This is a genomic window from Roseivirga echinicomitans, assembly GCF_001592935.1.
GTDB lineage: Bacteria > Bacteroidota > Bacteroidia > Cytophagales > Cyclobacteriaceae > Roseivirga > Roseivirga echinicomitans.
The window spans coordinates 302712-315025 of the sequence record NZ_LRDB01000012.1 but is presented as its reverse complement, the minus strand read 5'-3'; the positions used below and the strand labels follow the sequence as shown (position 1 = coordinate 315025).

The window sequence follows — 12314 nt, the reverse complement described above, 5'->3', positions numbered from 1 at the left end:
CGCTAGGGATGGGGTATTTGCATCCGTGCTGGCACGGATGAGTAAAGCTCAAATATGAATTTTATAGAGGTTTAAATGGTATTAGATCAAATTATTCGCGTAGGCAAATTTGATAAGTCCCACTAAAGAGCTGGTTTTTGTTTTGCGAAAAATGTTCTTTCTGTGAGTTTCTACAGTACGTTCACTGATAAAAAGCTCTTCCGCAATTTGTCTGTTGGAATATTCCTGAGAAATCAGTTTTAGAATTTCGCGCTCACGTGAAGTCAATAGCTTTCCTTCATCGGGCTCGTAAAGGCTTTTCACCAACATGGCATTAATATCGGTGGACATATACATCTTCCCTCCTCTTACCGCATAAATGGCTTCAATCAATTCTGCTTTAGTGTCTTTCTTCAACACATAACCATTTACGCCTTCTTTCAAAATTTCCTTTACCAAATGGGCTTCATCATGCATGCTCAAAATGATGAATTTCATATCTGGAAAAAGACGCTTTGATTTCTGCACTAAGCTCAGTCCGTCATCATCACCTAAATTATAATCCGTAATCACTAAGTCGGGTTTGTGCTTATCTATGGAGCGGATAGCGTCTGGAACAGAACCAACGGCATCTACCACAGAGAGCATTTCATCTTCTTCAATCAGCTTTTTTAAGCCATCCAATAATATGGAGTGATCATCGACAAGGAGGATTTTCATTGTTTCTGCTATTTGTTCCTTGCCCACAAAATTGAACAACCATTTCATGATGGCAAGGTATTCTCTCTAATCTATTAAAAATATCCGATCAAGCCGTGATTTGGTCTTCAGTACTGGTGGGTATTTTTATGATTGACGCGTCAGATAAATTAACGGTCACCATGCTGCCACGCCTATCTGGATGGGTATCTAAATCGAATTCACCTTTGATCAGGTTCAGACGAGTTTGGATGTTTTTCCAGCCATTCCCTTTGCCACTATAAAAGAGTTCAGCATCAAAGCCCTTTCCGTCATCTTCTACGGTCAAGGTAAGTTCGGTTTCATCCCTGGTCAACTGAATGGTGATGTGACTTGCCTCTGCGTATTTCATCACATTGTTTACCCACTCTTGGCAAATTCTAAAAAGCGAAATCTCCATAAGCCCTGGCAAACGTTCTTCATCACCAAATACCATTACCTCACAAACCACTTTTTTACTTTGTGTAATTCGATCACCAAACTCTCTTAAGGCCACGCCAAGTCCATTTTTCACCAACGTTTGTGGCATTAAATCAAAGCAAATGGACCTCAATTCCGCATACATATCATTGATGACTGATTCTCCATTCTGGAATACTTCCAACCTTTTCTCTGGTTGTTGTGCATCCTTATCGGTAAGGGAAGAAAGATTGAGTTTGAGAACAGAAATTAGTTGACCAAAGCCATCGTGCAAATCCCTTGCAAAGCGGTTGCGTTCTTTTTCTTGAGAGTTGATGACTGCGTTTAATTCAGCATCGCGAAGATTGAGTTGAGCTTCTTGTTTTATTAATTGTTCTTTCTTTTTGGCCCTATTTCTATTGAGTAGAACTAGGATAACCAACAACAACGCAATAAATACCAAACCAATAATCAATGTTTGATTTCTTTCTAAATGGGCCTCTTGAGCAATTAAAGAAGACTGTTGTAGTTCTATTTGCTGCTCTTTTTCTTTCGTCTCGTACTTGGTGAACAAATCAGACATTGTACGTTGCTTATCGATGCTCATCAGCGTATCGTTCATCGCAGAGAAATTCTTAAAAGATTCAAATGCATGCGCCTTGTCTCCAATTGAATCATAAGCACTGGCCAGCTCATAGTATTGAGCCCTAAGTGTATGATAATCTTTTATTAAGAAACTATGATAAACCCCTTCGTTTAATAGTTCTATAGCCTTCTTAAAGTCTCTTTTTCCAATAAAAACTGCCGAGCTGTTGATACTCACTTGACCAATCCCTTGACTGAAATTGGCTTTTCGGTAGTAGTCCAAAGCTTGCTCAAAATCTACCAAAGCTCTTTCAGGCATCGCCATTTTACCATAAACAGTGGCCCTATTTTGAAGCACAGCTGCTATACCGATAGGGAAATCAAGCTTCTTTTGCACTTCTAGATTCTTCTCTAGGTAATAGAGGCTACTATCATGAATATCAAGCAGCATGAATTCACCAGTGAGGTAATTAAGTGCAGCAGCCACCTCGCTAACCTCATTAGAGTCCTTTACCTTAGCATAATAATATTGCATCTGCTTAAGGGCCTTTTGATGCTCGCCTTGAATAGAGTAAATACGTCCAATTTCTGCCACGGTGCGCAACCTATAAGCCTCGTTCCCTACTTTTTCAGCAACCAGTTGGCCTTCCAAGAAACGGGTCAAGGCTTTGTTATAATTACCCAAACCTGTTTCCATCACTCCTGCCGATATCATTACCCTAATCAACTGTGTAGAATCCTTGATTTGCTTATAAATGGTGATGGCTTCTTCAAAATTATATAATGCAGAATCGGGTTTGGCACTCAACTGATAATAAACACCTATCAACCGATTACCTTCTCCTAAAAAATAAAGATCATTAGCCCTACTGGCTTCTGTGACTAACTCCTTCGCATAGTAAAGTGTACTATCTGGATTAACGTAATAATTAGACTCCGCTTTCCTGACCAGTTGTTTAAAACGAAATAAATCTTGGCCCAACGATATATTTGGCAACAAGACGATTAACAACACATAAAAATACTTCTTCATCAAAATGAGATTATTGACAGAAAAAGTGATTTGACCAAACCACACACACAGAATAAAACTATTGAAAAAAAATGATTAAACCGTAATACTCCTTTCTGCATTAGCAGAAACTTCTTTCATTTCTACCTCTAGTAAATTAACCGTCATCATGGTACCTCCTCTGTTTGGTTGGGTGTCTAGATCGAATTCTCCTTTGATTAAGTTCAGTCGAGTTTGAATATTCTTCCAACCATTACCTTTGCCACTATAAAAGAGATCAGCCTCAAAGCCTTTTCCATTGTCTTCTACAGTTAAGGTTAGCTCCTCCTCATCTCTGGTCAGTTGAATGGTGATGTGACTCGCCTCAGCATATTTCATCACATTGTTCACCCACTCTTGACAAATTCTAAAAAGCGAAATCTCCACAACCTCAGGAAGTCGCTCTTTATTGCTAAAGACTATAACTTCGCAGACCACCTTTTTGCTTTGTGTAATGCGATCTCCAAACTCCTTCAGCGCAATAGTCACTCCTTTTTTCACTAAAGTTTGAGGCATTAAATCGAAGCAAATGGACCGGAGTTCAGCATACATGTCATTAATTACAGACTCACCATTTTTGAATACTTCCATCCGTTTTTCAGGATATTGAGCATCGGTATCATTAAGTCCAGAAAGGTTGAGTTTAAGCACAGAAATAAGTTGACCAAAGCCATCATGCAAATCCCTTGCAAAACGGCTACGCTCTTTTTCTTGAGAATTGATTACGGCATTTAATTCAGCATCGCGAAGCTTGAGTTGGCCTTCTTGAAGAATTAGCTGCTCATTCTTTTTAGCCCTGTTTTTTATTAAGAATATGACGGATAAGAATAGAACGGCAATCAAAATCAAGCCGATCATCAGCAAGCGGTTTCGCTCAAGCATCAACTCTTGTTCGCCCAATTGGGCGTCTTGCAAAGCAATTTGCTGCTCTTTCTTTTCAGTTTCGTATTGGGTATTGAGTTCTGCAATTTTATCTAGATTTCGATCATTGATCAAGGAGTCGTCCAATGCCATAAACTTTTCTAAATAATCCAGCGAGTGTGAGAAATTTCCTATCTCCTTTTGAAACAAATACATCTCGTTATAAGCTTTTCGCTTTGTTACCTTGTCATCAACTTGTTCAGCTAGCTTAATTCCCTCCAAGTAAAATTTATCAGCCTTTTTATAATCTCTTAAATTCGCATAGGTACTAGCTAAAGTTATGCTTACTGAGGCCAAACCTGCTTGATCACCAATTTTAGTTTTTAGTTCGTACGCTTTATCAAGATAAGTTATTGCAGTCTTATACTCTTTCTTGTGCGCATAGGTATCTCCCAAATTATTATAGACCATCGATATCAGGTACTCATTTTGAGCTAACAAGGCATATTTCTCTCCCTCTAAAAACATAAGAAGAGCAGAGTCATACATGTCTTTCGTTTGGTATACTCCACCAATTCCATTGTATGAAAAACCTAACAACTGAGGGTTCTTTTCTCCTTCCAGCAGAATATCTCTACTCTTAACAAAGCCTTTTTGCGCCTCCTCTAAACGATCTAGATGTACCGCGACTGTTGCCATATTTATCAATGCATAGGGCATCATAGATTTCAAACCAAGTGATTCATACTCTTTTAGGGCGTTTTGAAAGCTTACATATGCAGAATCCATAGCGCCCAGACTGTTTAGAAGATTACCTTTATTAAGGTATGAGTCTGCCGCACTTCTCTTATCATTTGATGCCAAATAGATCGAAATACTCTGATTGATGTACTCCATCGATTCACCATACCTCGAGAGCCGCTGAAGTGTCGTTGAAATATTATTCATTGAAGCGGCTTGCGCCTGTTTATCACCTGCTTCAATACGATATTCTAATGCTTTTTTATTGTAAAAGAGGGCACTATCATAGCTTCCAATATTATAAAACACACTCCCATAAGTACTATAGGCATCGGAGGTTATCAACAGATCATTTCCCTTCTCAGCGTAACCAAGTGCCTTTTTTACATATACCTTGGCTGAGTCAAATTGAAATAGATTCTTGAAAGTCCAGGCGATTTGATTTGCGGCAGAACTCTTCTCTGAGTCTAGTTTAGCATAGCTCAATGCCTGCTTAGCGTAGATTAAAGATTGATTATTATCCTGTGACACCTTGGCTAAATTAATCAGAATAGGCACTTTACCAGAATCAGGGGCATTCTTTAAGGCTACCTTCAGGCTGTCTTCAACAGATTGAGAGTGCGCAAGATTTATTGCTCCAAAAAAACAGACTAAAAACAACAAAGAACGAGGTACCAATAGCTTAAAATTTGAATCACTACACATACTAATCACACATAAAAAAACCGACTTAAGATACTCCAATTATACAGAGTTCAAAAGTCGGTTTTAGAAATGAGTATTGAATTGCTTAAGCAGCAAATTCTCTAATGGTCTTCTCAATAATATCACAACATTCGTGTAGTTGCTCTTCTGTCATTACCAATGGTGGAGCAAAACGAATGATATTGCCATGGGTTGGTTTGGCCAATAAACCGTTCTCTTTTAATGCCATACAAATATCCCAAGCAGTAGAACTGTCTTCAGTATCATTAATTACAATCGCATTTAAAAGCCCCTTGCCTCGTACCAAAGTAATCAAGTCGCTGGTCTTGATAAATGCGCTCATTCTTTCTCTGAAAATTTCTCCCAAACGCTGCGCATTTTCAGCAAGTTTTTCGTCTTTAATTACTTCCAAAGCCGCAATTGCCACTTTAGCGGCTAATGGGTTTCCGCCAAAAGTACTTCCATGCTGACCTGGCTGGATTACATCCATAATTCGATCGTTGGCCAATACTGCAGACACCGGATACACACCGCCAGAAACGGCTTTACCCAAAATCAAGACATCTGGCTTCACATTTTCATGATCACAGGCCAAGAGCTGACCCGTTCTTGCAATACCAGTTTGTACCTCATCGGCAATAAAGAGTACGTTATTCTCCTTGCACAAACGATCGGCTTCAGTTAAGTAACCGCTGTCTGGCACAAAAACACCCGCTTCGCCTTGAATAGGCTCCACTAAAAATCCAGCCACATTTTCTTCGGCTAAGGCTGCTTTTAAGGCATCAATATCGTTATATGGTATTTTAATAAAACCTTTGGTGTATGGGCCAAAGTTCTTCTTGGCTACTGGATCGTTCGAGAAGGAGATGATTGTAGTAGTTCTTCCGTGAAAATTATCTTCGCAAACAATAATTTTAGCTTCGTTTTCAGCAATTCCCTTTCTTTCGTAAGCCCATTTTCTACAAAGTTTAATGGCTGTTTCAACCGCCTCGGCTCCAGTATTCATGGGTAATATTTTATCAAAACCGAAATACTCGGTCATGTACTTCTCGTACATTCCTAATACATCGTTATAGAAAGCCCTCGAGGTTAGGGTCAGTATTTCTGCTTGATCCTTTAAGGCCTGCACAATTCTTGGATGGCAATGACCTTGGTTTACAGCACTATAGGCAGACAGAAAATCAAAATACTTTTTCCCTTCTACATCCCAAACATATACGCCTTCGCCTTTGGCCAAAACTACCGGTAGCGGATGATAGTTGTGTGCACCATATTTGTTTTCTAGATTAATCGCTTGTTTACTATTTTGAACTGTTTCCATCTCTTTAAAATTTTATCTTTGCTACCTAAAATCAGGGGTAGGCCAAAGGTAAACAAACTAATTTAGCCCAAAAAAGATGTCGAAAGATTCTAAATCAAAATCAACATTTGTCACAGAAAAAGAAGATTATTACCTTGACGAACTGGGCAGAATGGTTTTCACAGCGAAGTACCACTTGAAAAGAGGTCATTGCTGTAAAAATGGTTGTAGACACTGCCCTTATGGCTATAAAAAATGATAAACCATTTCGAGAATCTCTCTATTGATCCCAATGAACTTCCAGGTTTAGAGGGAATCAATTTCAAACTCATTGATCCAAACTACCTTAAAGTAAGCCTTATTTCATCAGTCTTATTTTTTGTCATTCTTATTGGAGGTGCCATCGCCATTATTGAGTTTTCTGACATTGAAGAAAAAATAAACAGCTACCTAATCTCTATGAGTGTGATTATTATTCTGGCTGCTGTTAATATAACACTTACTATTCTTGGCTTTAAAAAGAAACAATACGCCCTCCGTCAACGAGACATCATATACACCAAGGGCTTAATCTGGTCGGTACGCACTACAGTGCCTTTTAACAGGATACAGCATGCCGAATTGAAACAAGGCCCTATTGAGCGTCTCTACAAAATAAATAGCTTGAAGCTATATACGGCAGGTGGTCAGAGTAGCGACTTGGTTATCCCTGGTTTACCAGACAAAGATGCGCTATCCATGAAAGATTTTGTACTCAAGAAAACCGAAGAGGATGGAACAAAACAATCATGATTTCTCTATCCCTCAACGTCAGCCATCGGTAGCCATCGGCATTATTCTAATTAAGTTTTTCAGAATGACAATCAGGGCCATGTGGCCTATTCTTGTATCCCTGATTATTGGCCGCAGAGCAGGTTCAACCTTTGATGACATTATCCTTTATGTGGTAATTGGTTTTGCTGCCTATAACCTAATAGGCTCTGTACTTACCTATTTTCGTTTTTACTACTATATAAAAGACAATGCCATTGTCTTAGACAAAGGAGTTTTGAAAAAGACAAGGACAAATATCCCATTTGAGCGAATTCAAACAATCAACTTTAGTCAAAACTTACTCCACCGATTATTCAATGTGGTCAGTGTAGAAATCGATTCTGCTGGCGCCAACAAATCCGAAATTAGTATTGATGCGCTCAGCAAAGACGAAGCGATCGCATTGAGAGAATATATCATAGCCGAAAAAGAACACCTCATTAGCGAATCGGGCACGGAGGAAGAAAAAGAAATAAGTTTGGATAGAAGTCCCTCAGAGCTGCTGCTTCATTTAACTCCTTCAGACCTTCTCAAAGTTGGGGTAAGCCAGAATCACCTGCGCTCAATGGGGATTATCTTTGCTTTCGTGTTCACCACTATGAATGAACTCACAAACGACATTGGTGATTTTGTATCGGATCAGTTTACACAATTCGAAAGCTTTGCAGAACATAATACATTATTCGCTTTTGTTGTTTCTGCTATTCTTGTAACCGTTATTTCATTCCTCTTTTCATTAGGAAACTCTCTCCTAAAATACTACGATTTAAAGCTTTGGATGAGCAAAAATGGGCTGAAACTGGTGAGGGGGTTATTAAACAGAGAGGAAGTAACCATCAATAGAAACAAAGTTCAAATGGTATCGTGGTCTACTAACCCTATTCGAAAATTATTCAAAATGTACACTTTGCAAATTGCTCAGGCCTCCAGCTCTGAAGTAAATGCACACAAGTCAAAAATCAACGTTCCCGGAAGCTACAAAGAACAATTAGCGAAGGTCATCAATATGGTTTTCCCTTCAGAGTATTTAGGAACCGAGGTCAAACATTCTATTAGCCCAGTCATAAAATTTAGAATTGTGCTATTCTATGGAGTTCTTCCTTCATTAGTCGCTTTAAGTGCTTGGTTTCTAATCCAAGATACTGCTTTCTATTTTTTGCTAGCTTTACCACTTTCATTCTTCCTGGGGCAGGCCTACCACAAAAAACGAAGCTATGAAATTAATGAAGAGTTGATCAGGAGTAACGGAGGAATTGTGGGCACAGAAAACGTACTGACCCAAATCCATAAAATCCAAGCGGTAAAAGTAAAACAAAGCTGGTATCAGCGCAGAAAACAACTTGCCACTATTAAACTATATACTGCGGCAGGTGAAATGAGCATCCCCTATATTAGGCTTTCTGAAGCCTTACAGTTGGAAAATTTCGTGCTTTATAGGGTTCAAACAGACAAGAGAGAGTGGATGTAACTTAACACCCGCTTGAGTGTTAGTAAATTTTAATATAAAATAGCAGAATAGCACCCCACCAAAATAGGTTAAAGGGACCCTATTCTATATATTCAAAGATGGAGAACGCATTACCGTATATTTTTATCGCTGTAATTACCGCTTGTTTAGTAGTGATATGGCGAATGCGTATAGCATTGATGAAGCAAAATGAGAAACGGTTTGAAGCTCTCGTAGAAAATGGAGCCGATTGCGTTATTATTATCTCTCCTGAAGCTGAAACTACTTACGTATCAAGCTCTATTAAGAATATGCTAGGCTACACTCCTAAAGAAGTAATGGATATGGAGATTTGGTCTTTGGTGCACCCAGATGACCAAGCAGCATCAGGTGAAGCCATAAATATTTGCATGCAAAAACCTGGAGTCCCTGTTCAAGGCCACACTTCACGCATCAGACATAAAGATGGTTCGTGGCGCTGGGTGGAAGCAGTCGTCACCAATTTAATTCATGACCCTGCCATAAATGGTATTGTAGATAACTTTAGAGACATTACTGATCGAGTACATGCAGAGGAAGAGCTCAAAATGACTAACGATCGTTTTCTCCTAGCCGCTCGAGGATCTAAATTGGGAATTTGGGATCGAGACCTCATAAACAACACTTTAATTTGGGATGACACCATGTATAAGGTTTATGGAGTCTCTAATCTCTATTTTGAGGTAACCCCTGAATCTTGGATATCATTAGTCCATCCAGAGGATCATCAAATGATCGCTAACAACATTGAGAACATCAAGCCTTCTGTAAATGAAGTTGATATGGAGTACAGGATTATTCATCCCGACTCTACCATCAGACACATTAGGTCCTTGTCTCTTGTTCAGAGAGATGAAACAGGTAAGCCTATTAGGCTTGTAGGTACAAACTTAGACATTACCGACAACCGAGAATACCAGCTTACGCTCGAACAGATTCTGTTTGATATATCTCATATTATCAGAAAACCAGTAACCAACATTATGGGGCTTTCTAATTTGATCGATATGGAAAATCTGGACGAAGCAACCTTAAAACAATTGGCTGTTTATATGAAATCTTCAGTGAAAGAGCTGAACGACTTCACTATCCAACTCACCCACACCTACCTAAGTAAAAAAGTATCCTTCGAACAAGTTTTAAAAAAAGGCAAATAGGATCAAATTCAAGTATATTTCTTTCAAAACACAGTGTACAACCACAACTCTTTATTAAGAAGGAATTCAGACTCAATAAAACATATAGCGATTATTTATACGTTGTAGCCTCAAAGTAAGCACTACCATGATCGAAACTTTACTCATAATTATAGTTGCACTATTATTAGTCAACATCGGGGTAAGCCTCATCAAGAAACCCAAAGTTGACATCAAACTGCAGCTAAAACAAGTGGAGGATTTAATGGTGAAGTTTGATTCCACACTTGAAAGAACTGAGAAATCGATCAAAGATGAATTTCAAAGAAACAGAACCGAAACGAACAGCTTATCAAAAACCAACAGAGAAGAACTGACAAACAGCCAAAAATCTTTCGAGGGTAAATTCACGGAAAACATTAAAGCGCTAAATGAATTGCTTCGTCAGAAGTTTGGTGATTTCTCTATTCAGCAAAATCAAATCAATAAACAAACCACAGAGAATGTAAAAGAAGTTAAGCAATCGGTCGAAAGTCAATTAAAATCAATTCGTGAAGACAACACCAAGCAGCTTGATGAAATGAGAAATACGGTAGACGAAAAGCTTCAAAAAACATTGAACGAGAGGTTAAGCCAATCTTTTGAAACCGTGGGAAAACAATTACAGGCTGTGCAAGAGGGGCTGGGTGAAATGAGAAGTTTAGCCACAGATGTGGGCGGGCTCAAAAAAGTATTGAGTAACGTAAAAATGCGTGGTGGCATTGGTGAAATACAGCTCTCGTTGCTACTCGAACAAATTCTTGCTCCCGATCAGTATGAATCAAATGTAAAAACAAAAGCCAATAGTACTGATTTGGTTGAGTTTGCTATTAAGTTACCCGGCAGAGACGATTCAGGGAAAAATGTATGGCTTCCTATTGATGCTAAATTCCCAAAAGACATATATGAGCAACTCCAAGAGACCTATGACGAAGGTGATCAAAACAAAATTTTAATCGCCCAAAAGAACCTTGACAACACCATCAAAAAAATGGCCAAAGACATTAGCGAAAAATATATTGATCCGCCAAACACTACCGATTTTGGCATAATGTTCTTACCCTTTGAAGGGATTTATGGCGAGGTAGTACGCAAAGCCGCCCTACTCGAAGATTTGCAGAGAAACTATAAGATTATAGTCACTGGCCCGACTACCCTAGCCGCCATACTCAACAGTTTACAAATGGGATTTAAAACTTTAGCGATTCAAAAACGAAGCAGCGAAGTTTGGCAAGTTTTAGGGGCCGTAAAAAAGGAGTTTGAAAACTTTAGCGGAATTATGGAAAAAGCCCAGAGAAACATTCAGTCAGGGTTAAACCAACTCGATGATGTGATGGGCAAAAGAACCCGCGCCATCCAAAGAAAACTAAAAGACGTGGAAGTCCTTACAGAAGCCGAAACAAAAAATATTTTACCCGAATTAACTGACAGTTCCTTGATTATAGACGAGGAGGATAAAGACGAACGATACAGGCAAGGTAAAGTAGACTCAACGCCCACAAACAAAGCAAAAATATAATTACTTAGCATGAAGATTTTGATATTTGGTGCCTCTGGCTTTGGAACGACCACATTGGGGAAAGAAATCGGAAAACGCACAGGTTTTGTTCATCTAGATGTTGACCTCTATTATTGGAAAAAAACAGAGCTACCCTTTCAAGAAAAAATAGCCTTATCTGAAAGAAATGAAAATTTAAAAACGGATTTCAAAAAACATGAAAACGTCATTATCACTGGCTCGCTGGTGAGCTGGGGAAAAGAATGGGAAAGATTATTTGACTTAGCAATCTTTATTCGTTTAAACGACAGAATAAGAATCGAACGACTTCAACAGCGAGAGATTGAGCGCTATGGAGAAAAGCTAATAACAGACAAAAAAACACAGGAGGACTCTAAAGCTTTTTTGGAATGGGCAAAACAATATGAAAAGCCCAATTTCGATGGCAGGTCACTAAAAGTTCATAATGATTGGATTGAATTACTCGATTGTAAGGTTTTGAGAATTGATGGAGCAGAAGAATTGAAAAGCAAAACCGATAAAATATTAACCGAAATAAAAGCCATTCGTGACAGTCTCTATAAGGAATAGTCAGTAAAAGCCTCTCGATTGGTTTCCTATCTATAAACGCCACCAAACTTTTAAGTAAAATTTCTCACCTCAGGTTGGTGTCTTTCCAAATAATTACGATATTTGCATTCCGTTTTCAAAAGCGACTAAATTATATTTACCCATGGCAAGAGTTTGTGACATCACCGGAAAGAGAGCACGTACAGGAAACAACGTATCTCACGCTAAAAATAGAACAAAGAGAAAATTCTACCCGAATCTTCAGAAAAAGAGATTCTATCTTCCTGAAGAAGACAAATGGATCACTTTAAAAGTTGCTACATCAGCTTTAAGAACCATTAATAAAAATGGCATCACCGCTGTACTAAAAAAAGCAAGAGAAAACGGTAACGTTTTAGTATAATAGCGTTCTA

The 12314-nt window shown here is 38.6% G+C and carries 11 protein-coding genes; 7 read left to right on the top strand and 4 right to left on the bottom strand.

Features of this window, described 5'->3' with window-relative positions; translation table 11 throughout:
* Nucleotides 1-81: 81 nt before the first annotated feature.
* The 4 genes from AWN68_RS10330 to rocD all read right to left on the bottom strand — a co-directional run bounded on the left by AWN68_RS10330 (nt 82) and on the right by rocD (nt 6380).
* Complete coding sequence (locus AWN68_RS10330) at nt 82-747, bottom strand: response regulator (protein ID WP_068415013.1); 666 nt, start codon at nt 745-747, stop codon at nt 82-84.
* Between the two features lie 40 nt (nt 748-787).
* Nucleotides 788-2734 carry a tetratricopeptide repeat-containing sensor histidine kinase gene (locus tag AWN68_RS10325; protein WP_157716161.1) on the bottom strand — a complete coding sequence of 649 codons (1947 nt, stop codon included), beginning with the start codon at nt 2732-2734 and terminating at the stop codon, nt 788-790.
* 75 nt (nt 2735-2809) lie between these two features.
* Nucleotides 2810-5032 carry a tetratricopeptide repeat-containing sensor histidine kinase gene (locus AWN68_RS10320; protein ID WP_221405716.1) on the bottom strand — a complete coding sequence of 741 codons (2223 nt, stop codon included), beginning with the start codon at nt 5030-5032 and terminating at the stop codon, nt 2810-2812.
* 112 nt (nt 5033-5144) lie between these two features.
* Entirely contained in the window at nt 5145-6380 is a 1236-nt protein-coding gene (gene rocD / locus AWN68_RS10315) for an ornithine--oxo-acid transaminase (RefSeq protein WP_068415003.1), read from the bottom strand.
* 76 nt (nt 6381-6456) lie between these two features.
* Here rocD and AWN68_RS19240 point away from each other — a divergent pair, with 76 nt between their 5' ends.
* The 7 genes from AWN68_RS19240 (at nt 6457) to rpmB (ending at nt 12304) form a co-directional block, all read left to right on the top strand.
* Nucleotides 6457-6618 carry a DUF5522 domain-containing protein gene (locus AWN68_RS19240; RefSeq protein WP_172796056.1) on the top strand — a complete coding sequence of 54 codons (162 nt, stop codon included), beginning with the start codon at nt 6457-6459 and terminating at the stop codon, nt 6616-6618.
* Nucleotides 6615-7151 (top strand): PH domain-containing protein, encoded by a 537-nt coding sequence (locus AWN68_RS10310; RefSeq protein ID WP_068415000.1) that lies wholly within the window; start codon nt 6615-6617, stop codon nt 7149-7151. Before AWN68_RS19240 ends, AWN68_RS10310 begins: the two co-directional genes overlap by 4 nt.
* Nucleotides 7132-8640 (top strand): PH domain-containing protein, encoded by a 1509-nt coding sequence (locus tag AWN68_RS10305; protein WP_068414996.1) that lies wholly within the window; start codon nt 7132-7134, stop codon nt 8638-8640. Before AWN68_RS10310 ends, AWN68_RS10305 begins: the two co-directional genes overlap by 20 nt.
* Before the next feature lie 98 nt (nt 8641-8738).
* Nucleotides 8739-9815, top strand: coding sequence for a PAS domain-containing protein (locus AWN68_RS10300; RefSeq protein ID WP_084362826.1), 1077 nt, complete (start codon nt 8739-8741; stop codon nt 9813-9815).
* A 127-nt stretch (nt 9816-9942) separates the two neighbouring features.
* Nucleotides 9943-11352 carry a DNA recombination protein RmuC gene (locus tag AWN68_RS10295; RefSeq protein WP_068414992.1) on the top strand — a complete coding sequence of 470 codons (1410 nt, stop codon included), beginning with the start codon at nt 9943-9945 and terminating at the stop codon, nt 11350-11352.
* Between the two features lie 9 nt (nt 11353-11361).
* A complete protein-coding gene (locus tag AWN68_RS10290; RefSeq protein WP_068414991.1) occupies nt 11362-11922 on the top strand; it encodes an AAA family ATPase in 561 nt (186 codons plus the stop codon).
* A 142-nt stretch (nt 11923-12064) separates the two neighbouring features.
* Nucleotides 12065-12304, top strand: a complete 240-nt coding sequence (gene rpmB / locus AWN68_RS10285) for a 50S ribosomal protein L28 (protein ID WP_068414989.1) — start codon at nt 12065-12067, stop codon at nt 12302-12304.
* Nucleotides 12305-12314 lie beyond the last annotated feature (10 nt).